20 protein-coding genes are annotated in these 20544 nt (G+C 68.2%); 11 read left to right on the top strand and 9 right to left on the bottom strand.

The features are described 5' to 3' along the window. The first annotated feature begins 21 nt into the window (after positions 1 to 21). Both HNP98_RS18595 and HNP98_RS18590 read left to right on the top strand, forming a co-directional pair. Entirely contained in the window at positions 22 to 750 is a 729-nt protein-coding gene (locus tag HNP98_RS18595) for a hypothetical protein (RefSeq protein ID WP_173811684.1), read from the top strand. Positions 751 to 975: 225 nt separating this feature from the next. Next, on the top strand, positions 976 to 1887 hold the full coding sequence (locus tag HNP98_RS18590; protein WP_173811683.1) for a DUF5996 family protein: 912 nt from the start codon (positions 976 to 978) through the stop codon (positions 1885 to 1887). Between the two features lie 98 nt (positions 1888 to 1985). Here HNP98_RS18590 and HNP98_RS18585 read toward each other — a convergent pair whose 3' ends face one another. Together HNP98_RS18585 and HNP98_RS18580 are read right to left on the bottom strand one after the other, a co-directional pair. Further along, positions 1986 to 2405 (bottom strand): hypothetical protein, encoded by a 420-nt coding sequence (locus HNP98_RS18585; RefSeq protein WP_173811682.1) that lies wholly within the window; start codon positions 2403 to 2405, stop codon positions 1986 to 1988. A gap of 597 nt (positions 2406 to 3002) precedes the next feature. Next, positions 3003 to 4766 carry a M14 family metallopeptidase gene (locus HNP98_RS18580; protein ID WP_173811681.1) on the bottom strand — a complete coding sequence of 588 codons (1764 nt, stop codon included), beginning with the start codon at positions 4764 to 4766 and terminating at the stop codon, positions 3003 to 3005. A 75-nt stretch (positions 4767 to 4841) separates the two neighbouring features. Between HNP98_RS18580 and surE the strand changes: the two genes are divergently transcribed. Next, positions 4842 to 5735 (top strand): 5'/3'-nucleotidase SurE, encoded by an 894-nt coding sequence (surE, locus tag HNP98_RS18575; RefSeq protein ID WP_173811680.1) that lies wholly within the window; start codon positions 4842 to 4844, stop codon positions 5733 to 5735. On the opposite strand, the gene HNP98_RS18570 is transcribed toward surE, so the two are convergent. The 3 genes from HNP98_RS18570 to HNP98_RS18560 all read right to left on the bottom strand — a co-directional run bounded on the left by HNP98_RS18570 (position 5732) and on the right by HNP98_RS18560 (position 8215). Further along, positions 5732 to 5917 (bottom strand): hypothetical protein, encoded by a 186-nt coding sequence (locus tag HNP98_RS18570; RefSeq protein ID WP_173811679.1) that lies wholly within the window; start codon positions 5915 to 5917, stop codon positions 5732 to 5734. The genes surE and HNP98_RS18570 overlap by 4 nt on opposite strands. Before the next feature lie 83 nt (positions 5918 to 6000). Further along, positions 6001 to 7353, bottom strand: a complete 1353-nt coding sequence (locus HNP98_RS18565) for a sensor histidine kinase (protein ID WP_173811678.1) — start codon at positions 7351 to 7353, stop codon at positions 6001 to 6003. A gap of 178 nt (positions 7354 to 7531) precedes the next feature. Then, the gene (locus tag HNP98_RS18560) at positions 7532 to 8215 is read right to left on the bottom strand and encodes a response regulator transcription factor (protein ID WP_173811677.1); all 684 of its coding nucleotides are present in this window, start codon (positions 8213 to 8215) and stop codon (positions 7532 to 7534) included. A gap of 175 nt (positions 8216 to 8390) precedes the next feature. Here HNP98_RS18560 and HNP98_RS18555 point away from each other — a divergent pair, with 175 nt between their 5' ends. From HNP98_RS18555 to HNP98_RS18545, 3 genes are all read left to right on the top strand, one after another. Beyond that, on the top strand, positions 8391 to 8930 hold the full coding sequence (locus HNP98_RS18555; protein WP_173811676.1) for a histidine phosphatase family protein: 540 nt from the start codon (positions 8391 to 8393) through the stop codon (positions 8928 to 8930). A gap of 209 nt (positions 8931 to 9139) precedes the next feature. Then, complete coding sequence (locus tag HNP98_RS18550; RefSeq protein WP_173811675.1) at positions 9140 to 10537, top strand: M20/M25/M40 family metallo-hydrolase; 1398 nt, start codon at positions 9140 to 9142, stop codon at positions 10535 to 10537. 37 nt (positions 10538 to 10574) lie between these two features. Next, entirely contained in the window at positions 10575 to 10925 is a 351-nt protein-coding gene (locus HNP98_RS18545) for a hypothetical protein (protein WP_173811674.1), read from the top strand. Positions 10926 to 11112: 187 nt separating this feature from the next. Here HNP98_RS18545 and HNP98_RS18540 read toward each other — a convergent pair whose 3' ends face one another. After that, entirely contained in the window at positions 11113 to 11916 is an 804-nt protein-coding gene (locus tag HNP98_RS18540) for an OmpA family protein (RefSeq protein WP_173811673.1), read from the bottom strand. Between the two features lie 125 nt (positions 11917 to 12041). Between HNP98_RS18540 and HNP98_RS18535 the strand changes: the two genes are divergently transcribed. The 5 genes from HNP98_RS18535 to ligA all read left to right on the top strand — a co-directional run bounded on the left by HNP98_RS18535 (position 12042) and on the right by ligA (position 17811). Further along, positions 12042 to 13811 carry a S8 family serine peptidase gene (locus HNP98_RS18535; protein WP_173811672.1) on the top strand — a complete coding sequence of 590 codons (1770 nt, stop codon included), beginning with the start codon at positions 12042 to 12044 and terminating at the stop codon, positions 13809 to 13811. Beyond that, a complete protein-coding gene (locus HNP98_RS18530; RefSeq protein ID WP_173811671.1) occupies positions 13812 to 14564 on the top strand; it encodes a hypothetical protein in 753 nt (250 codons plus the stop codon). Between the two features lie 159 nt (positions 14565 to 14723). Continuing rightward, on the top strand, positions 14724 to 15323 hold the full coding sequence (locus HNP98_RS18525) for a hypothetical protein (protein WP_173811670.1): 600 nt from the start codon (positions 14724 to 14726) through the stop codon (positions 15321 to 15323). A gap of 47 nt (positions 15324 to 15370) precedes the next feature. Next, the gene (locus HNP98_RS18520) at positions 15371 to 15562 is read left to right on the top strand and encodes a hypothetical protein (RefSeq protein WP_173811669.1); all 192 of its coding nucleotides are present in this window, start codon (positions 15371 to 15373) and stop codon (positions 15560 to 15562) included. A 158-nt stretch (positions 15563 to 15720) separates the two neighbouring features. After that, positions 15721 to 17811 (top strand): NAD-dependent DNA ligase LigA, encoded by a 2091-nt coding sequence (ligA, locus tag HNP98_RS18515; protein WP_173811668.1) that lies wholly within the window; start codon positions 15721 to 15723, stop codon positions 17809 to 17811. A 178-nt stretch (positions 17812 to 17989) separates the two neighbouring features. Here the strand turns inward: ligA and HNP98_RS18510 are convergent, their stop codons facing one another. The 3 genes from HNP98_RS18510 to HNP98_RS21605 form a co-directional block, all read right to left on the bottom strand. Further along, positions 17990 to 19207, bottom strand: coding sequence for a lactonase family protein (locus HNP98_RS18510; RefSeq protein ID WP_173811667.1), 1218 nt, complete (start codon positions 19205 to 19207; stop codon positions 17990 to 17992). Positions 19208 to 19421: 214 nt separating this feature from the next. Continuing rightward, positions 19422 to 19748, bottom strand: coding sequence for an OmpA family protein (locus HNP98_RS18505; RefSeq protein WP_173811666.1), 327 nt, complete (start codon positions 19746 to 19748; stop codon positions 19422 to 19424). 14 nt (positions 19749 to 19762) lie between these two features. Next, positions 19763 to 20458 carry a hypothetical protein gene (locus HNP98_RS21605; RefSeq protein ID WP_217425833.1) on the bottom strand — a complete coding sequence of 232 codons (696 nt, stop codon included), beginning with the start codon at positions 20456 to 20458 and terminating at the stop codon, positions 19763 to 19765. Positions 20459 to 20544 lie beyond the last annotated feature (86 nt).

Here is a 20544-nt window from a genome sequence, read left to right as displayed (position 1 = left end):
TGCCGCAAACTTGGTGGCCCCGTGCCTAAAACGTTGCTGCACCTCGCCTTGGCCGCCGCTGCCGGGCTGGCCACCCCAGCGGCCGGCCGGGCTCAGCAGCCCGCCAAAACCTGCCCCACGGCCGCCGAACTGAAGAAGGCCCTTGCCCTTGTTAATGCGGGAACCGAGGGCGAAAGCAACGCCTTCGACAGCCTGACCACGGCCACGGCCCGCCAGTTGGTGGCCTACCTAAAGACCCACGAGGTGCCGGCGGCGGCGGCCAAAAACCTGGGGCTCGGGTACACCGCCGCCGCCGGGGCCGGCCACCTCAAGGTGTTTACCTACTCGTACGCTTCGGGCGGCACCCGGGGCACCATTCACCGGCCCGTGTTGCAGTGGCAGAATCGGGCGGGCCAGCTGTTCGCCTACGCGGCGCACGACGAAGGCGGGGTTGACGAAATCCATGCGCTCGTCAGCCCCGGCCGCACGCTGTATTTGCTGCTGGGCAACGAGCAGGGCAGCACCATCTGCGTGCGCACCATTGCCCGCGTAGTCGAAGTAAAAGGCAACTTTCTGGTGATGGACACGAACGCCTTTGGGAAAGTATCGAGGCTGGACCTGTGCAACGTAAACATGCGGTTTGACCCCCGAAACCAGGTGTTGGCGCTGACCGGGGACAGCCAGTTCGGGCTGCCCGATGTTTATTCGACGAAGCCCTTTAAACCGTCCATCCTGAAATTCTACCGCGGGCATTTCGTTAAAAACAAGTAGGCTTGCCGGCACGCGGGCGCTGCCCCGCGCCCGGGGCAATCACGGCCGGGCCACCGACCAAAACCAGTTGGCGCGGCGGGGCCAACAAGACCAGCCCGCCCCCAAAAATGCAGCTTCAGGGGTTGACGGCGCGTGCCGCGTGCCGGAGCAGTGGCTGCGGCCCGCCGCCGGGGCCCCGACCGGCAGATAATGATACCTTGCCGGCTTACCCGCCCGCCGCCCGTCATGCCCGCTCCCATCCTTTCCTGGCCCGCCCTGCCCGCCGACGCCTGGGCCCCCACCCGCGACACGCTGCACCGCTGGACGCAAATCGTGGGCAAGACCTCGCTGGCCCTGCGGCCCCGCCTGAACCAGTGGTGGCAGGTGCCGCTGTACGTGGGGCCCCGGGGCCTGGGCACGGGGCCCGTGCCCTGCGCCGCCGGCTCGTTCGAGGTACTGTTCGATTTTCGGGCCCACCGGCTGCGGCTGTTCACCAGCGCTGGGGCCGAACACGGCTTCGCGCTGCGGCCCCGGTCGGTGGCCGATTTCTACCACGAATACCGGGCCCTGCTGCGCACGGCGGGCATCGACGTGCAGCTGTGGCCCGTGCCGGTGGAGGTGGACGACGCCACGCCCTTCGCCCACGACCACCACCACGCCAGCTACGACGCGGCCGCCGCCGAGCGCTTCTGGGACGCGCTGCTGGCGGCCGACGGCGTGCTGCGGGAGTTTCGCAGCGGCTTTAGCGGCAAGTGCAGCCCGGTGCATTTTTTCTGGGGCAGCTTCGATTTGGCCGTCACGCGCTTTTCGGGCCGGCCCGCGCCCGCGCACCCCGGCGGCGTGCCCCACCTGGCCGATTGGGTGACCCGCGCCTCCTACAATGAAGAACTGAGCAGCGCCGGCTGGTGGCCCGGCGGCCAGGGGGCCGAGGCCGCGTTCTACAGCTACGCCTACCCGGCCCCGGCCGGCTTCGCCGGGGCCCCGGTGCGGCCCGCCGCCGCCGCGTTCAACGCCGAAATGGGCGAGTTTCTGCTGCCCTACGAGGCCGCCCGCCGCGCACCCGACCCCCGCGCCGCCGTGCTCGAATTCCTGCAAAGCACCTACGAGGCCGCCGCCACCCTGGCCCACTGGAACCGGGACGCCCTGGAAATGCCGTAGGGGCCCCGCGCCCCGCCGACACCCGCAAAAGCCCCCGCGCCTGGCCGGCGCGGGGGCTTTTTAGGAGAACGAACGCCGGTGCGCGTGCCCGCCGCCGCTTACTTTACCTGCGTTTCGGACGCGACCTGGGCCTGCATCTCGAAGCCGGCGGGAATGGTGGCTTCCTTGCCTTTCTTGAGCAGGAAGAGCGGGCTGACGACCGCCGCCAGGGCAATGGACGAACCCGCGGTGCCCTCGCCGGCCGTGTCGATGTTGCCGCCCGTTGGCGGCACCATTTGCCCGTCGACGGCCTGCGCGGCGCTGGCCTTCACGGCCAGGTTGCCCTGCTTGCCCACGCCTTTGTGGTGCATCACGGCCATCACCTGCCCCGACGCCGGGGCCCCGGCCTGGATGACGGTTTGCCCGTTCACTTTCACGTCGTACTTCACGCGCATCGGCACGGCTTGCCCCAGCTTGGCGCTGGCCGACGACAAGCCGTCCGTGGTTTCCAGCACCACCATGGAGCCAACTTTCAGCACGGCGGGGCCGGTAGCAGCGGCGGCCGCGGGGCTGGCGGCCGCGGGGCTGGCGGGGGCAGCATCCTAGGCGCGGGCGCACAGACCCAGTAGCAACAGGCTGCCAACGAGTAGGGAATGAGAAAAGGCTTTCATGGGTAGAGAAAGGGGGAATGGTGAAGGAAGCGCAATGATAATCCGCGTCTTGTGAGGATACGATGTACGCGCGTTCCGTCCCACTAAATGGCCTGGCCCACTGGCCGGTTGCTGGCCTGCCCGCCCGCCGCGCGGGTGCCGGGCACCAGTCGCGCAGCGGCTGCCGGCGGGGGAGGGGAGGGCGTTGCCGGGGCACCCTCCCGGGGGCGGCGCCCGGTGGCACCTCCAGGGCTCGCAGGCCTCGCCCCAGGCGCAAGCCGCCGGGCCCCCCGCGCCCGGCAGCGGCCCGGGGACCGCACCGCGCCCGGTGGCTATTGCTCGTAAATGAACGGTGCTGGGTGGGAATCGGGCCCTAAGGTAAGCGCGATTTTGCTAAACCCAATCGATTGCGCCAGAAGCTTTCAACCGCATCAACTTCGGGCAAAGCCCTAGCCAGCAGCCCCGAATAAAAACCGAAGGAAGCGCTTACTGCGTGGGCAGCGTGCCCGCGCCCAGCCAGCGGGCCACCGGGTAGCGGTTGTGGGTGGGCTCGTGGTAGGCCGAGTGCTGGTACACCCATTCGAGCTGGGCGGGGCCGCTGGCGGCCAGCTGCGCGTCGGCTTTTTTAGCCTCGTCCAGCTGCTGGCGCAGGGCGGGTTCGCGGCGCAGCAGGTCGGCGGCCAGGTCCTCGAACACGTAGTCGGAGTAGTGCTCTTTCTGCTGCAAGATGCTGTCGAAGAAGCCCCAGGCGAAGAACGAGTCGGTGGCCTGGGGCTCCAGGGTTTCCACAAGGTAGCGGGCGGCGGGCTGGGCCACGCGGGCCACGTAGTCGCCGGCGCGGCAGGCCACGGGGCCCGCCACGGGGCGCAGCCGCACCTGGCTGTGCAGGTAGTGGCCCTCGTAGGCGCGGGGCGCGGTCTGAAAATCCTCCACGTAATACGTTTCGGCGGGCACGGTCACGTCCTGGGCCAGGCGCTCCAGGCGCACGCCGTTGCGGCGCAGGTTGTCGATTACCTCGCCCCAGGCCTGCGGGATGAGGTAGGCCGTGGGCGCGGGGGCCGTGGCCGTGGCGTGGGCCGTGTTGAAGTACGGCACGGGGCGGGTGTAGGGCCGGGCGCGGTCGTAGTACAGGCGCGGCTGGCCGCTCACCGCGCTGGGCCGGTGGCCGGCCTCGTAGCCGCGGAACCGCACGGTTTCGCTCGGCTTGTCGTCCAGGGCCCAGGCCAGCGGAAACGTGGTTTGGGTGGCCTGCGCGGCCAGGGCGGCGGCGCGGGCCGCCAGCAGGGCGGGGGCCTGGCGCTGCACGGTTTCGAGCACGGTCACGAGCAAGTCGTAGGTGGCCTGCACCCGGGGCCCGAAGGCTTTCAGCATGTGGGTTTCGGGCATGAAGCCGATGGTGTGGAACAGCGCCGCGTAGCCGGTCGAGTAGCGCGGGCTTTCCAGAAACGCCTGCATCCCGCTCTCCGGCGTTTCGCCCGCAAAGTCCACGTAGGGCGTCATGGGCCACTTTTTCTGGTCCATGCCGTGGTACAGCGCCGGCAGCATTTCCTGTTGCAAATAAGCTCCCAGGGCCGGGGCCAGCTTGCTGTGCTGGGTCGGGATGAGCGTCATGGTGTACTGGTAGTCGGCCCCGTTGGAGGTGTGGGTTTCCACGAAAACCTCCGGCTGCCACTTCTGAAACAGGGCCGCAAACGAGCGGGCGTTGCGCGAGTCCTGCTTCACGTAGTCGCGGTTCAGGTCGAGGTTGCGGGCGTTGCCGCGGAAGCCGTAGCTGGCCGGCCCGTCCTGGTTGGCGCGGGTGGTGGCGTTGCGGTTCAGGGCCCCGCCCACGTTGTAAATGGGCACGATGACCACCGTGACGCCCGCCAGCAGCTGTTGCAGCCGGGGCTGCTGCACTAGGTCGCGCGCCAGCATCATGCTGGCGTCGATGCCCTCGGGCTCGCCGGGGTGGATGCCGTTCTGGACGAAGAGCACCGGCCGGTGCCGGGCCCGCCCGCGGGCCGGGTCGGCGTCGCCGTCGGCCGTCAGCACCACTTCGTGCAGCGGCAGGCCGCAGTCGGTGGGCCCCGCCTCGCGCAGGCTGACGTGGGCCGGGTAGGCGGCGGCCAGCCGCTGGTAGTAGGCCACGCACTCGGCGTAGGTGGCGGTGGTGTTGCGGGCCGGGTCGTTCTCGAACGGCGTGCGCCAGGCCGGCGCGGGCGGCAGGGGGGCGGCAAGGGTCACCAGGGCGGCGAGGAAAGGGGCGAACATGGCCGCAAATTTCGCCAAAAAGCCGAGCCGCGCCCGGGGCCGCCCGTACCTTTGGCCCGTACCGTTGCTTTACCCATGTCCGACTCGCCCCTCGCTTCCGCCGCCATCCGTCCGCTCATCCTGGTTTCCAACGACGACGGCATCACGGCCCCCGGCATCGGGCACCTGGTGCGCACCGTGCAGGCCCTGGGGGCCGAAGTGGTGGTGGTGGCCCCCGACTCGCCGCAGTCGGGCATGGGCCACGCCATCACCATCGGCGAGCCGCTGCGCCTCACCAAAAGCCCGGTGTTCGGGCCCGACGTGGAAGCCTACCAGTGCTCGGGCACCCCGGCCGACTGCGTAAAAATCGCCAAGCACCACGTGCTGAAGGACCGCACGCCCGACCTCGTGGTGTCGGGCATCAACCACGGCTCCAACGCCTCGGTGAACGTGCTGTACTCGGGCACCATGTCGGCGGCCATCGAGGCGGCCATCGAGGGGCTGCCGGCCATCGGCTTCTCGCTCTGCGAGTACGGCGACGACGCCGATTTCTCGCACGTGGCCGAGTGGGTGACCCAGATTTGCCAGCACGCCCTGGCCCACGGCGTGCCCCCGGGCACGGCCCTGAACGTGAACATTCCCAAGAACTCGGCCGGGCCCATCTCGGGCCTGCGCCTGAGCCGCCAGGCCCGGGCCAAGTGGCAGGAGGAGTTCGACGAGCGCCACGACCCCTACCAGCGCCCGTACTTCTGGCTCATCGGCTCGTTCGTGAACCTCGACGCCGGCGCCGACACCGACGAGTGGGCCCTGGCCCACAACTACGTGTCGGTGGTGCCCTGCCAGTTCGACCTGACGGCCTACCGCGGCCTGGAGTTCCTGAGCCACCAGTGGCAGCTGCCCCTGCCCGCCGCCGGCCCCGCGGCCACCCCGCCGCAGCCCGTGGCGGCCGAAGACTACGGCATCGCCGCGGCCGAGCCGGCCGCCGACTAAAGCGGGACGGCCGGGGCCACCCGGCGCACGGTTTTGACCTGGCCGGCGGCCCAACCGGGCTTGCGCACCACCACCACCACCCGACCGGCCGGCCGGCCGCGGGCCGGGCCGGCGCGCCAGCGGTGGCCGGGGGCCAGCAGGCTCATGGCCAGCGTGAGCAGCAAAAGCAACGCGTACCTCATAAACAACTGCCTTTGAGTAGAAAGCAGAATCCTAAATTTAGGGGGCCGGGGGTGAAGCCCGCGTGAAACCGGGGCCGGGGCCGCTAACTCGCCACCGGCGCAAAATCCAGCACGAAGGCCGTGCCCTGGCCCACCGTTGATTCGGCCCGCAGGGTGGCCCCGTGGAAGCCGGCAATGGTCTGGGCAATGGGCAGGCCCAGGCCGTAGCCCTCGGGGGCCCCCGGCCCGGGCGTGGCAAAGCGCCGGAAGCGGTCGAAGAGGTGGGGCAGGTGCTCGGCCGCGATGCCGGGGCCCGTGTCTTCCACCCGCAGGGCGTAGCCGCCGGCGGGGGTGGCCCGCCCCACGATGCCGATGCGCCCGCCCACGTGGTTGTACTTGATGGCGTTGGCCAGCAGGTTGCGCAGCAGCGTGTGCAGCAGCGTGGCGTTGGCGCGGGGCAGCACTAGGTCGGGGGCCAGGTCGAGGGCCAGGGCCAGGTCGCGCTGGTGGCGGCGGTCGTCCAGTTCCTCGGCCACGTCGCGCACGGTTTGGGAGAGGCTCACCACCTCGTCGCGCAGGTACTGCTCGTTCTCGATGTTGGCGATGAGCAGCAGCGTGCGCACGGTGTTGCGCAGGCGGTAGAGCGTGCGCTGCGACTCCACAATCTGGCGGGCGTGGGCCTCGGGCAGGGTTTCGTCTTGCAGCATGTTTTCGAAGCGCGACTGCAAGATGCTCACCGGCGTGAGCAGCTCGTGGCTCACGTTGCTCATGAACTCGCGCTCCTTTTCGAAGGCCGACTGAATCTGGCGCATCAGTGCGTTCAGGCCGTCGTCGAGGCGGCGAAAATCGGTGGTGCTGGTGGCGATGGGCTCGAACGAAAACTCCGACGGCTGGCGGATGCCGCGCAGCTTGCGCACCGCCAGCTCGCGCAGGGGCCCCAGCAGGTAGTGGGCAAAGGCCACGTCGGAGAGCACCGTGAGCAGCGAGGCGGCCACCAGCACCCACAGCGCCAGCTGGCGCAGCGTGTGGGTGAGCAGCTCCAGAGTGCCCAGCGACGAGCCGATTTCGAGCCGGAACGCCCGGTTGCCCACCTCGCCGGCCGGCACCACGGCGCTCAGGATGCGGAAGTCCTCCACGTCGCTGTCTACCTGCCGGGGCTCCTCAAAAATGCGCTCGGCGGCCGCGGCGGGCCCCCCGGGCAGCGGCGTCAGGCTGATGTATTCCTGCTTGAGGATGTTGTAGTCGGCGTAGGCCTCGCTGCGCTCGGCCCGCACGAAGGCGGCCAGGCCGTCGCGCCGCACCAGGGCCAGCACCTGCCGCTGTTTTTCGCGCAGGCGCAAATCGGTGTGGGCCACCGCCACGCGCTGCACAATGGGCGTGATGATGAGCACCCCCAGCAGCACCAGCAGCAGCTTCGACAATGCGTTGAACAGGGCCAGCTTGGCTTCGAGGCGCATTGGGTTGAATAATTGAATGGGTGAATGATGGAATGAGCGACTGGGGCGCAATTACAGTAGGTTTAGGCCTCTGCGCCCCTTTACTGGCCTCAGGATATCCTAAAACCAGCAGTGCCCAACCTCAATCCCTGACCATATAACATCCACTCATTCACCCATTCACTCATTCACCCATTGCCTACGCCTCCGAGGCTCGGTAGCCGATGCCGCGCACGGTTTCGAGGAAGTCGGCGGGGGCAAACTGGGCCAGCTTCTTGCGCACGTTTTTGATGTGCACGTCGATGTAATTCGAGTCGGAATCGTCTTCGAGCACGTTGCCCCACAGGTGCTCGCCCAGCTGCAGGCGCGTGAGCACCCGGCCGCGGTGCAGCAGCAGGTAGTGCAGCAGGTCGAACTCCTTTTTGGTGAGGGGCACTTCCTGGCCGTTCTGGCGCACGATGCGGGCCGTGGAATCGAGGCTGAACCCGTCGCCAAAAGTAATTTCCGAGCGCTTCAGCCCAAACTTGCGGCGCGTGATGGCCTGCATCCGGCTCGTCAGCTCCAGCAGCGAAAAGGGCTTGGGCAGGTAGTCGTCCGCGCCCAAATCCAGCCCGCGGATGCGGTCGTCGAGGGCCCCGCGGGCCGTGAGCACGATGAACGACGCCTCCTGGCCCTCGCGGGGCCGGGCCTCGCGCAGCAGCTCCAGGCCGTCGCCGTCGGGCAGGCCCAGGTCGAGCAGCACGAAATCGTAGCTGTTGACGAACAGCTTTTCCGACGCTTCGTGGTAGGTAAAGGCCGAATCGACCAGGTACTGGGCCTGCCGCAGAAACTGCCGCATTTCCTGGTGGAGGCTTTTTTCGTCTTCGACAAGCAGCACGTGCATGGCTTCGGGGGTGGGGGAGGTGAGGTGACAGGCAGGAACAATGCTGCAACGTTCGGTACGCGGCCGTTAGGTAAAGATGAAGATTTGCTGTCGGTTTGATGAAGAAACAAGCGTCGGGCCCGCCCAGGTCCGCCCGCCGCGTAATTTGCGGCGGTTTTTTTATTTTCTGAATGCCTTGACTGCCCTGCAACGCTGGACCATTTGCATTGCGCTGGCCCTGCTGGGCCTGGCCGCCGCGTGGGCGGGAGCTGTTCCCCCCGCGCCGCCCGCCGTCCTAACCGTGTACCTGGTGCGCCACGCCGAAAAAGACCTGGCCCCCGGCCTCGCCGACCCGCCCCTAACGGCCGCCGGCCAGGCGCGGGCCTGCGCCCTGGCCCGGGCCCTGCGCCGCGCGCACCCCGCGGCGCTGTTCACCACCAACACCTTGCGCACCCGCGCCACCCTGGCCCCGCTGGCCGCCGCCACTGGCCTGGCCCCGCGCCCCTACGACGCCCGGCAGCCCCGGGCCCTGGCCGACACGCTGCGGCGGGCCTACGCTGGCCGGGCGGTGGTGGTGGTGGGCCATTCCAACACGCTGCTGCCGCTCATCGCGGCGCTGGGGGCCCCGCTGCCGGTGCCCGAAATCGGCGACGCCGAGTACCGCTACTTGTTCGAGGTGCGCGTGCCGGCCCGGGGCCCTGCCACGGTGCGCGTGCGGCACTACGGGGCCCGCTGAGGCAGTAGCGGCGCGGGCTGCCGGCTTTTCCGCCGGCTGCCCGCTAATCGCTGAAGCAGTACGCCAGCCCTGGTGCCGCTCCGGCGGTAGTTTCAACCGCCTTCACCCGCCCCGGACAACGGTTGCCGGGCCGCCCGGCCCGGTTTGGTGGGGTGAACGGGCTCCGTCGGTACTTTTGGCTGATTACGTCATTCCAACCCTGCTTTTCAATGCGCTACTTTTTCGCTCTGCTCCTGGCTGGCCTGCTGGCCAGCGGCCCCGCAGCCCGCGCCCAAACTGCCCCCGCCGGGCCCCAAACTGACTCGCTCAACATCCGCCGCCTATTTGACGAGGCGCTGCTGCGGGGGCAGTGCTACGATAATTTGCGCTACCTCACAGGCACCATCGGCGGGCGGCTCTCGGGCTCGCCCCAGGCCCAGCTGGCCGTGGAGTGGGGCCAGCGCACGATGGAAAAAGCGGGCTTCGACAAAGTGTACTTGCAGGAAGTGATGGTGCCCCACTGGGTGCGGGGCCCCAAGGAGCGCGGCGAAATCGTGGGCAACAAGGGCAAGAGCATCCCCGTGGCGGTGTGCGCCGTGGGCAACTCGGTGGGCACGGGCGGCAAGCTGCGGGCCGGCGTGGTGGAGGTGCACAGCCTCGACGAGCTGAAAAAGCTGCCCGACGCCGCCGTAAAAGGCAAGTTTATCTTCTTCAACCGCCCCTTTGATGACGCGCTCATTGAGCCCGGCCAGGCCTACGGGGCGGCCGGCGACCAGCGCCGCAGTGGCCCCGCCGAAGCCGGCCGGCGCGGGGCCGTGGGGGCCCTCGTGCGCTCGCTCACCAGCGCCCGCGACGACAACCCCCACACGGGGGCCACGCAGTACGTGGCCGGCGTGCCGCAGGTGCCCGGCGCGGCCCTCAGCACCCTGGCCGCCGACCGCCTCAGCCTGCTGCTCAAAGCCGACCCAGCTTTGCAGTTTGAGCTGGAAATGGGCTGCCAGATGCTGCCCGACGCGAAAAGCTACAACGTGGTGGGCGAAATCCGGGGCTCGAAGTTCCCGCAGGAAATCATCACCGTCGGCGGCCACCTCGACTCGTGGGACCTCGCCCAGGGCGCCCACGACGACGGCACCGGCGTGACGCAAAGCATGGAGGCCCTGCGCCTGCTGCGCGCCGCCGGCCTCAAGCCCGAGCGCACCGTGCGGGCCGTGCTCTTCATGAACGAGGAAAACGGCACCCGCGGCGGCAACGAGTACGCCCGCCTGGCCCAGGCCAACCACGAAACCCACGTGGCGGCCATCGAGAGCGACGGCGGCGGCTTCACGCCCCGCGGCTTCGTGGTGCAGGGCAGCCCCGAGGCGATGCGCAAAATTGCCGCCTGGGGCCCCCTGCTGCGCCCCTACCACGCCGCCGACCTGGCCGCCGGCCACGCCGGCACCGACATCGAACCCCTCGAAGCCGCCGTGCACCCCAAGGCCCTCATCGGCTACGACTGCGACTCGCAGCGCTACTTCGACATCCACCACACCGCCGCCGACACCTTCGACAAAGTGAACCGCCGCGAGCTGGAACTAGGGGCCGGCAGCATGGCCGCGCTGGTTTATTTACTGGCGAAGTATTCGTTGTAGATTATGATATTAAAGTATAAAGTTAATTTTTTTGGAAATGAACAACATAGATAGAATTTTAGAACGTTATAAACTCTCTGGGGCGTGGTTAACGCTGAGCTTAATAGTAATTATTGCTGCTGCTTCTGAAATGTGGAGGTATCACAATCTTAGCATACTTAATACAAGAGGCGTAATACTTCACGCTAAAATTACAAACGTTGTTCATTCAAGAGGTTATAATATCGATTATAATTATTATTACAAAAATAAAATGTATGAGCAAAGTTCTAACATTACCGAATTTAGTTGCGAAGCAGGTGATTCTCTCTTAGTTGAAGTACTCCCAAATGATCCTGGTGGCAAAATAGCTATAATGAAGAAATTTTATTCTGTTAAAGAAAACTAATTTGTATAGCTTTAACAGAACAATATAAAATAGTTAATATATTAATCAATAACCGGTTAGTAGTAGATTAAAAAATATCTCAATAAATATCATAATACGTAATGTAGTAATGTCAATCAAAATAAAAAAGCCTGGCAAATATTTGCCAGGCTTTTTTATTCAACAATTTGCAACAAAAACTTATCAATCAATTCGGGTTCAAAATCGAGAACAGTTCGTCCAGCTTCGGCGTCAAAATAATATCCGTGCGGCGGTTGAGGGCTTTGTCGGCGGGCGTGTCGTTGGCGGCGACGGGTTGGTACTGGCCGCGGCCGGAGGGCGTGACCTGGCCGGGGTCCATGCCGGCGGTGGTGAGCAGGCGCGTGATTTCGGTGGCCCGCAGCACGCTCAGGTCCCAGTTGTCTTTGGCCCCGTTCACCACGCCTTTGATGGGCACGTTGTCGGTGTGGCCTTCCACGAGCACGTTCACGTCCTTGTTGTCTTTGAGGGCGTTGGCCAGCTTAATGAGGGCGTCCTGGCCCTTGGGGTCCACTTTGGTCGAGCCCGACTTGAACAGCAGCTGCTCGGAAAGCGACACGTAAACCTTGCCGTTTTTCACGTTCACTTGCAAGTCCTGGGCGTTGAAGCCGAGCAGGGCGTCGCTCACGCGCTGGCGCAGGGCCTTGGTGGCGGCGTCCTTCTCGTCGAGCACCCGCTGCAATTCGGCGATGCGGGCGTTTTTGCCGGCCAGGTCCTGCTCGGTGGTGCCGAGGGTGTTGCTGAGCTGGTTCACCTGGTTGTTTTTGTTGAGCAGGCTGCCGCGCAGGCTTTCCTCGCTGCGGGCCTTTGCTGCGTTTTCGGCGGCGAGGTTGGTTTTTTCGAGCTGGAGCTGGTCGCGCGATTTGGTCAGGTCGTTGTTTTGCTGCTGCAAAGCGGCAATTTCTTTTTGGTTGCAGCCGGGCAGGGCCAGCAGGGTGGCCAGGAGCAGGGCGGGGGCGAAAGTGCGGGTCATGGGCAAAAGAATGGATGGGGGTGAAGGCGCGGGACCGGCCGGGGCAGTTGCGCCCACGAATGGTTGGGCTTGAAACGGACGCGGCCGGCCAGGGTTATCTTTGGGCTTTCGCCTCCTTTCCGCCCGTGCGCCGCCTGTTCTTCGTTGCTTTTCTGGGGACCCTGGCTACCGGCTTCGCCGCCCGGGCCCAGCCGGCGGCGGCCGCCGCGCCGCCCGCCCGCTACTGGGTGTCGCTGGCCGACAAAGACGGCGTGGCCTTCGACCCCAACGCCTACTTTTCGGCCCCGGCCCGCGCCCGGCGGGCCCGCCAGCACCTGCCCGCCGCCGAAGCCACCGACCGCCCCGTGCGCCCCGACTACTTGGCCCGCGTCCGCGCCGCCGTCGATACCGTGACGCTCGTCAGCCGCTGGTTCAACGCCGTGGCCGTGCGGGCCACCCCGGCGCAGGCCGCCGCGCTGCGGGCCCTGCCGGGCGTGCGGGAGGTGGCGGCGTGGCCCCAGCGGGGCGGGGGCGTGGCGGCGGCGCGGCTTCGCCCGGGTAGGACTGCGGCAACCCGCTTTGCTGGGGACGAGCCGCCCTACATCTCGCCCGACGACTACCGCCTGGCCCACCGCCAAACCGCCGCCCTGGGGGCCGCCGCCTGGGCCCGCGCCGGCCTCGCCGGGCGCGGCTTGCGCATTGCCTTGTTCGACGTCGGGTTTCGGGGCGTGGAAAGCCACCCGGCCTTTGCCGCGCTGCGGGCCCGCCACGGCATCGTGGCCACCCACGACTTTCTGGCCAACGGGCCCAACGTGTACCGCGGCGGCAGCCACGGCACCGAGGTGCTGGGCTGCCTGGCCGGCCGCCTGCCCGGGGGCCCCGACGCCGCCGTGGCCGCCGGCCCCGCCCTGGGCCTGGCCCCCGCCGCCGAGTACCTGCTGGCCCGCACCGAGCGGGCCCTGCGCGAAACCCTGAGCGAGGAAGAAGCCTGGCTGGCCGCCGCCGAGTGGGCCGACCGCGAGGGGGCCGACATCATCAATTCCTCGCTGGCCTACACCGAGCAGCGCTACTTCCCCGAGGAGATGGACGGCCGCCGCAGCCTGGTGGCCCGCGCCGCCGCCCTGGCCGCCCACAAGGGCATGCTGGTGGTCTGCGCCGCCGGCAACGACGGCGACACCGACTGGGTGCGCATCGGCACGCCGGCCGACGCCGACTCGGTGCTGGCCGTGGGCGGGCTCGACCCCGTGACCGGCCTGCACCTGGCCTTCAGCTCGGTGGGGCCCAGCGCCGACCACCGGGTGAAGCCCGACGTGTCGGCCTTCGGCATTGCGCTGACCACCACGCCCGGCGGCGGCTACGAGCGGCTGGAAGGCACCTCGTTTGCCGCGCCGCTGGTGGCGGGCTTCGCGGCCTGCGCCTGGCAGCACAACCGCCGCCTCACGGCCGCGCAGCTCTACGGGCAGCTGCGGGCGGCGGGGCAGCTCTACCCGTACTTCGACTACGCCCACGGCTACGGGGCCCCCCGGGCCGCGTATTTTCTGGACGGGCCCCCGGCGCGGCCCGCGGGGCCGACGTTCGACTTCGTGGCCGGCGACTCGCTGGTGGCCGTCATCATCCGGCCGGCGGCGGCCGTGCGGCCGGCCGAGGCGCTGCCCCTGGTGGCCGAGCTGCCCGAGGCCAGCGGCGGCCCGGGGCCCGGCGGCCCGCCCCTCGCGCCCGACCCCGACTTTCCCGCTTATATCTACTGGCACCTGGCCGACCGCCGCGGCGTGCTGCGCCGCTACGAGGTGCGGGCCGTGGCCCAGCGCCTGGTGCTGCAAGTGCCGCGCCGCCTGCTGCGCGGCGGCGACGCGCTCCAGGTCGAATTCAAGGGCTACACGGCCACGTACACCGAACCTGCTGCACCTGCTAAATAAATGAGCCTGCGCACTTTGATACCACGGGCCGCCGGCCGCCGGCTGGCCGGGGCCCTGGCCCTGGGCGCGGCCCTGCTGCGGCCCGCCGGGGCCCGGGCCCAGCAGGTACTGCTGCGGGCCGACGTGGCCGACGACACCCTGACCAACCTCACGGGCCCCAACCGCCGCTACTTCGGCCACCTCTACGCGGGGGCCGGGCTGGTGGCGGGGGGCAGCGCCGGCGCCGCGCCGCTGCGCTACGGGCTGGCGTCGCACGAAATCCAGCTGGGGGCCCGGCTCAAGCGGCGCTTCACCCAAAACGTGGCCCTGATGGCCGACGTCCGCTACGCCTACCTGCGCTACGGCTTCGCCCAAACGGCGGCCAAGGCTTTCCCCGGCCCCGGGCTGCATCGGGCCGAAGCCCTGGGCCTGCACCAGCTCCAGGCCGAAACGGGCCTGCGCTTCAACGCCGGCCGCCGGGGCAACACCGTGGGCTCGTACCTCGACCTGCTGGCCTGGGGCGGCTGGGTGGCCGCCACCGCCCACACCACCGACGACGACCCGCCCCCCGGCGGCCCCGCCGCCACCAGCACCACCGAAACCGGCCTGCCCTACCTGCGCCGCTGGACCGGCGGGGTGGGGGCCCGCCTGGGCTTCGACCGCTACGCCCTGGTGGCCCGCCGCCGCCTTACCGATGCCCTGCGGCCCGGCGCGGCCCCCGCCGCGGCCGGCCTGCCGCCGTGGGTGGTGGGCGTCGAAATTGGGCTGTTCTGAGGCCGGGCGGCCGCCGCATCCACGGCCGCGCTTTCCGCGTACACCACCCGTACTATAATTACTTTAGCTAAAAACGCCGCTGCCCCGCGTTTGCCCGGCGGCTATCCTTTCCGGCATTACTTTTGAGTTCCTCTCCAGCTGTATTTCTATTCGCCTGCTATGAACACACTACTCCGCTGCCTGGCCACGGCGGCCCTGCTGCCGCTGGCCTTTGCGTGCGCTACTACCGAGCGCGAAGCTGCCAACACCAACAAAGACCCCCGCACCACCTACGTGCCGCCCGCCCCCGGGGCCCGCAACCACCTCAACAGCCAGACGGTGCTGAACACGGTGCGCACCACGCACGCATTTTCTAACCCCAAAACGCGCGACAACTTCACGCTTCAGCTGCGCGGCGCGCGCATCCTCACCGGGCAGGTGCACTTCATCGTGACCAGCCCGGCCGGCGACACCTTGCGCCACGAGGTGATGCCCGCCCGCGCCCTGCTTAGCGAGCAGTCCGATGCCCGCCCCAGCACCACCCGCGACCAGGAAATTGCCATTCTGCGGGGCATGAACGTATTTTTTGCCGCCAGCCACTTCTCGCAGCCCGCCGTGGCGGCCAAGGAAGAGCAGCCCGCCGAGGTGGACGCCGCCGTGTGGCAGGCCCTGCGGGCCGACCCCACCGCCGTGGCCTTCGACTTCCCGGGGCCCGACGGCTCGGAGCGCCGCCTCACCTACGTGCGCAAGCTGCGCAAAGCCGTGGTGCTGAGCCAGTAGCTGGCTTTTGACAGCCGCGTTGCATTTTTTTACCAGTTTTTCCCAAGATGAAATTTTTTGTCTCTTTTTTGGCCGTTTTGGTGGCCATCCTGCTGTACGAGCGGTTCTTCCCGTCGTCGGCTCCCATCAACCCGGTGCTGCCCATCGGCCCGCAGACCGAAGTGCACGGCCACGGGGCCGACGTGCCCGTGGGGCCCACCGCCCCGGGCCCGGCCGCGCCGGTGCCCCCGACGCGCTAGCTCCGCTTTGCGCTTTGCGTTAACAAAAAGGCCGCCCTCGGGCGGCCTTTTTTGCGCCGTGCCCGGGCCGGGGTGCGTTACTTTGCCGGGCCGGCGGGCCCCGGGGCCCGCCGGCTGCGTTACGCCGCCGCGGCCCGCCCGCGGCTTATTTAGCCCGTATGTCCGACGCCATTCCCGCCCAAATCCAGGCCCTCACCGAGCGGCTGCACCACCTCAACCACCAATACTACCAGCGCGACACCTCCGAGGTATCGGACCAGGAGTTCGACCGGCTGCTGGCCGAACTGAGCGCCCTGGAAACGGCCCACCCCGAATGGGCCCTGCCCAACTCGCCCACCCAGCGCGTGGGCGGCACCGTCACGAAGCAGTTTGCCACCGCCGCGCACCGTTTCCCCATGCTCAGCCTGGGCAACACGTACTCGGAAGACGACCTGCGCGAGTTCGACGAGCGGGTGCAAAAGGGCCTGGAAGGGGCCCCGTACCGCTACGTGTGCGAGCTGAAATTCGACGGCGTGGCCATGAGCCTGGCCTACCAGAACGGCGAGCTGCACCAGGGCGTGACGCGCGGCGACGGCACCCGCGGCGACGTGGTGACGGCCAACGTGCGCACCATCCGCACGCTGCCGCTGCACCTGCGCCCGGCCCCCGGCCGGCCGGCCGACTTCGAGGTGCGCGGCGAAATATTCCTGCCCCTGCCGGTGTTTGCCGAGCTGAACGCCGAGCGCGAGCAGAACGGCGAAGCCCTGCTGGCCAACCCGCGCAACGCCGCCAGCGGCACCCTCAAGCTCCAGGATTCGGCCCAGGTGGCGGCCCGCAAGCTGCGCTTCTATGCCTACTCGCTGCTCACGCCCGGCCGCCACTTCGCGTCGCACAGCGAAGCCCTGGGGGCCCTGGCCGCCTACGGCCTGCCGGTGTCGGACACGTGGCGCGTGTGCGCGTCGCTGGCACAGGTGCTGGACTTCATCCACCACTGGGAGAAGCAGCGCTTCACCTTGCCGGTGGCCACGGACGGCATCGTGATTAAAGTGGACGACCTGCGCCAGCAGGACCAGCTAGGCCTCACGGCCAAGAGCCCGCGCTGGGCCATTGCCTACAAGTACCCGGCCGAAGCGGCCCGCACGGTGCTGCGCGAAGTGCAGTACAACGTGGGCCGCACCGGGGCCGTGACGCCCGTGGCCCTGCTGGCCCCCGTGCCGCTGGCCGGCACCGTGGTGAAACGCGCCACCCTGCACAACGCCAACCAGATAGCCGCCCTCGACCTGCGCCTCGGCGACACGGTGCTGGTGGAAAAGGGCGGCGAAATCATTCCCAAAATCACGGGCGTAGTGCTCGACGCCCGGCCCGCCGACGCGGTGCCGATTGTTTATCCTACGGAGTGCCCGGCCTGCGGCACCCCGCTGGTGCGGCCCGAGGGCGAGGCCCATTTCCGCTGCCCCAACGAGCGCGGCTGCCCGCCCCAGCGCAAGGCCCGGCTGGAGCACTACGTGAGCCGCAAGGCCCTGAACATCGACGGCCTGGGGGCCGAAACCGTGGGCCGCCTCTTCGACTTGGGGATGGTGGCCACGCCGGCCGACATTTACGACCTGCCCCAGCGCCGCGCCGAACTGGTGACGCTGGAGCGGCTGGGCGAGAAGTCCATCGACAACCTGCTGGCCGGCATCGAGGCCAGCAAGCAGGTGCCGTTTCCGCGGGTGCTCTTCGGGCTGGGCATCCGCTACGTAGGCGAAACCGTGGCCCAGAAGTTGGCCCAGCACTACCGCGACATCGACGCGCTGGCCGCCGCCCCGGCCGAGGACATGGCCGCCGTGCCCGAGGTGGGCGGCGTGATTGCCGTGGCCGCCGCCGCCTGGCTGCAAGAACCTCAAAACCGCGACCACATCGAGCGCCTGCGCCGGGCCGGCGTGCAGCTGGCCCTCGTCGGCGAGGCCCCCGTGCCGGCCTCCGACCGCCTGGCGGGCCTCACGTTCGTGCTCTCCGGTGTATTCGCCGAGCACAGCCGCGACGAACTGCAACACATCATCGTCTCGAACGGCGGCAAAATCACTGGCTCCATCTCCAAAAAGCTCAGCTACCTGGTGGCCGGCGAAAACATGGGCCCCGCCAAGCGCGAAAAAGCCACCGGCTTCAAAGTGCCCATCATTTCCGAAGCTGACCTGATGGCCCTGCTGCCCGTAGCTGGCGAAACGGAAGCCGATGCCGATGCGCCCGAGGCCCCGGCAACTGGGGCCCAGGGCGAGCTGTTTGGGTAGGGTGCTGTTAAAAAACGGTCATGCTGAGCGCAGCCGAAGCATCTCTCCCACGGCAGTAATTATAATTAGTTACGCGGGAAAGATGCTTCGGCTGCGCTCAGCATGACCGTTTAGCATGACCGTTTAGAGCAAACATTAGCTGACTTAAGCAGGTTGGCGGCGCAGCCCGCGCCGTCCATTATCTCGTAAAATCCGGCACTACCTCCACGAACATCGGCGAGGGCACGTCCACGTGCTGGCCGGTGGGCGTGAGCTTGCCCGTTTGCTGGTCTACCCGGTAGGTGAAGACGTTGTTGGAGTTCTGGTTGGCCACGAGCAGCAGGCGGCCGCTGGGGTCGAGGGCGAAGTTGCGGGGCGTTTTGCCCTGCGTGTCCACGTCCTGCACGGGCGCGAGCTGGCCGTCGGCCCCGATGGCGAACACGGCGATGCTGTTGCGGCCCCGGTTCGAAACGTATAAAAACTTGCCGTTGGGGCCCACGTGGACGTCGGCCACGGAGTTGGTTTCGGCGAAGCCGGCGGGCAGCGTGGTCAGGGTTTGCAGCTCGCGGAAGGAGCCGGCTGCGGCGTCGTAGGCCAGGGCCGTCACGGTCGAGTTCAGCTCGTTGGCCAGGTAGGCGTAGCGGCCGTTGGGGTGGAAGGTGAGGTGGCGGGGCCCCGCGCCGGGCTTGGCCACGAAGGCCGGGGCCGGCAGCGGCTGCCACGTGTGCCGCGCCGCGTCGAGGCGGTAGCCGTACACTTTGTCGGTGCCCAGGTCGGCCCCGAAGGCGAAGCGGTTGGCCGGGTCGGGCAGCAGGCTGTGGGCGTGGGGCGTGGTTTGGTTGGGGTGGGGGCCCACGGGCGGCTGGTGCTGGTCGGTGGCGGTGGCGGGGGCCAGCTGGCCGTCGGGCTGCACGGGCAGCAGGGCCACGTTGCCGCCGGTGGCGCTGCCCATGTAGTTGGCCACCAAGGCGTTTTTACCGGTGTGGTCGAGGTTGATGTAGCAGGGCGAGGCCCCCGTGGACGGCTGCTGGCCCAGCAGCGCGAGGGCCCCCGTGCGCCCGTCGATGGCCAGCGTGCTCACCCCGCCGCAGTGGTCCTGGCCCTTGAAAGTGCCCGTTTCGCTCACCGCGTAGAGGTGGCGGTGGGCGGCGTCCATCGTCAAGTACGATGGCTGCGCCCCGCCTTTGTAGGCCCCGGCCGCCGCCAGGGCCCCGGTGGCCGGGTTCAGCCGGTAGAGGTAAATGGTGTTTTCCTGCGCCGAGGCCACGTTCGTGCCGATGTACACCAGCTCGCTGGCCCCGCTGCTCGCGGCGGGCGCGGTGCGGGCGCAGCCCGCCAGGCCCAGGCCGGAGCCGGCGGCCAGGCCAAAAGCGGCCAGCGGGAAAAGGTAGCGGCGGAAAGCAACGGGTTGCGACATCGGATAATAAGAAAAGAGGTGCGGCCCGCGGCGCAAAAATGCCCCCGGGGCCCCAAAACTAAGCCACAGCCCGGGGCCAGCCCCCTGCGGGAAGAAGTGCCCGCCCGCTCGTTGCCGGCCGGCACGACCAGCCCCACCGGGGCCGGCCCCCGGCGGCGACCCGACAAAGAAAAAGCGCCCCACCAATCGGCGGGGCGCTTTTGCGTCAGGTCTTTTAGCGCTGCACCAGTTCCACGCGGCGGTTTTGGGCCCGGCCGGCGTCGGTGGCGTTGTCGGCCACGGGCCGGGTTTGGCCGAAGCCGGCGGCTTCCAGGCGGGTGGCGGCCGTGCCGGCCCCGACGAGGGCCGCCACCACGGCGCGGGCGCGGTCCTCGCTCAGGGTTTGGTTGTGGGCGGGGGTGCCCGCGTTGTCGGTGTGGCCCTGCACGGCCAGGCGCAGGCCGGGGTTTTGCTGGAGCAGTTTCAGTACCTCGGCCAGCGTGGGCTGGGCGTCGGGTCGCAGGGTGGCCTTATCCGTGTCGAAGTTGAGGTAGAGGGCCACGTGGCCCTCCGCCGCTAGTTTTTTTTTAATTCGGCGGCGGGCACGGTGGTGGCCTGCTGGGGCATGGCGGCCCGCTCGGTCACGTTCAGCTTGTAGTGGTAGCCGTCGGGCGACACCTGCACCCACACTTCCTTGTCCTTCTGGCGGATAACGTAGGTGTCGACCTGGTTGCCGGGGTCGATGCCGCCGCTGTGCTTGTTGAACTCTTCGCGGCCCATTTTGTCCACCGGCTCGACGGGCAGCGCCGCCGACGACACCTGCACCCCGCCCAGGCTTTTCACCAGGTTTTCGTAGTTGCGCTGGATCATCAGATCTGACGTTTTCTTGTCTGCGTTCACCGGTATGTATTCGCGGCGCAGCACGCGGCCCTCCACGGGCACGATGCCCTTGCCATCGTACACGTAAGTACGGTCAAAATCGAAGGCCACGCTGTCGGAGGACACGTTGATTTTGTAGCCCGGCAGCTTGCTCAGGTAAGGAAAGCCGCCCAGGTTGGCCGCCGAAATTGGCACGGTATTGATGTCGAACGTGGCGGCCGGGGCCGCGGCCGTTGCCGGCGCGGCGGCCGGGGTTTCGGCCGGGGCCGCCGGGGCCGTAGCGGCGGGGGCGTCGGCGGCGGTCGTGGTGGTCGTCACGTCGCTGGTCTTTTTGCTGCCGCAAGCGGCGAGCAGGCCCGCCAGCACAACCGAGGAAAAAGTAAGGGTTTTCATGGATTGGGTAAGGTGAAAAAGGGAACGAACGAATGGCCGGCCGCTCGGTAACGGCGCAGTACCGGGCCTACAATCGCCCAAATGTA

The organism is Hymenobacter caeli, assembly GCF_013294115.1.
Lineage (GTDB): Bacteria > Bacteroidota > Bacteroidia > Cytophagales > Hymenobacteraceae > Hymenobacter > Hymenobacter caeli.
Note: the sequence above shows the minus strand (reverse complement) of the source record. Positions and strands in the feature narration are given on the sequence as shown.

Coding starts and splice junctions, on each gene's coding strand:
- HNP98_RS18590 (WP_173811683.1), top strand. CDS start 976: ATGCCCGCTCCCATCCTTTCCTGGCCCGCCCTGCCCGCCGACGCCTGG.
- HNP98_RS18580 (WP_173811681.1), bottom strand. CDS start 4,766: ATGTTCGCCCCTTTCCTCGCCGCCCTGGTGACCCTTGCCGCCCCCCTG.
- surE (WP_173811680.1), top strand. CDS start 4,842: ATGTCCGACTCGCCCCTCGCTTCCGCCGCCATCCGTCCGCTCATCCTG.
- HNP98_RS18570 (WP_173811679.1), bottom strand. CDS start 5,917: ATGAGGTACGCGTTGCTTTTGCTGCTCACGCTGGCCATGAGCCTGCTG.
- HNP98_RS18565 (WP_173811678.1), bottom strand. CDS start 7,353: ATGCGCCTCGAAGCCAAGCTGGCCCTGTTCAACGCATTGTCGAAGCTG.
- HNP98_RS18560 (WP_173811677.1), bottom strand. CDS start 8,215: ATGCACGTGCTGCTTGTCGAAGACGAAAAAAGCCTCCACCAGGAAATG.
- HNP98_RS18550 (WP_173811675.1), top strand. CDS start 9,140: ATGCGCTACTTTTTCGCTCTGCTCCTGGCTGGCCTGCTGGCCAGCGGC.
- HNP98_RS18545 (WP_173811674.1), top strand. CDS start 10,575: ATGAACAACATAGATAGAATTTTAGAACGTTATAAACTCTCTGGGGCG.
- HNP98_RS18540 (WP_173811673.1), bottom strand. CDS start 11,916: ATGACCCGCACTTTCGCCCCCGCCCTGCTCCTGGCCACCCTGCTGGCC.
- HNP98_RS18530 (WP_173811671.1), top strand. CDS start 13,812: ATGAGCCTGCGCACTTTGATACCACGGGCCGCCGGCCGCCGGCTGGCC.
- HNP98_RS18525 (WP_173811670.1), top strand. CDS start 14,724: ATGAACACACTACTCCGCTGCCTGGCCACGGCGGCCCTGCTGCCGCTG.
- HNP98_RS18520 (WP_173811669.1), top strand. CDS start 15,371: ATGAAATTTTTTGTCTCTTTTTTGGCCGTTTTGGTGGCCATCCTGCTG.
- ligA (WP_173811668.1), top strand. CDS start 15,721: ATGTCCGACGCCATTCCCGCCCAAATCCAGGCCCTCACCGAGCGGCTG.
- HNP98_RS18510 (WP_173811667.1), bottom strand. CDS start 19,207: ATGTCGCAACCCGTTGCTTTCCGCCGCTACCTTTTCCCGCTGGCCGCT.
- HNP98_RS21605 (WP_217425833.1), bottom strand. CDS start 20,458: ATGAAAACCCTTACTTTTTCCTCGGTTGTGCTGGCGGGCCTGCTCGCC.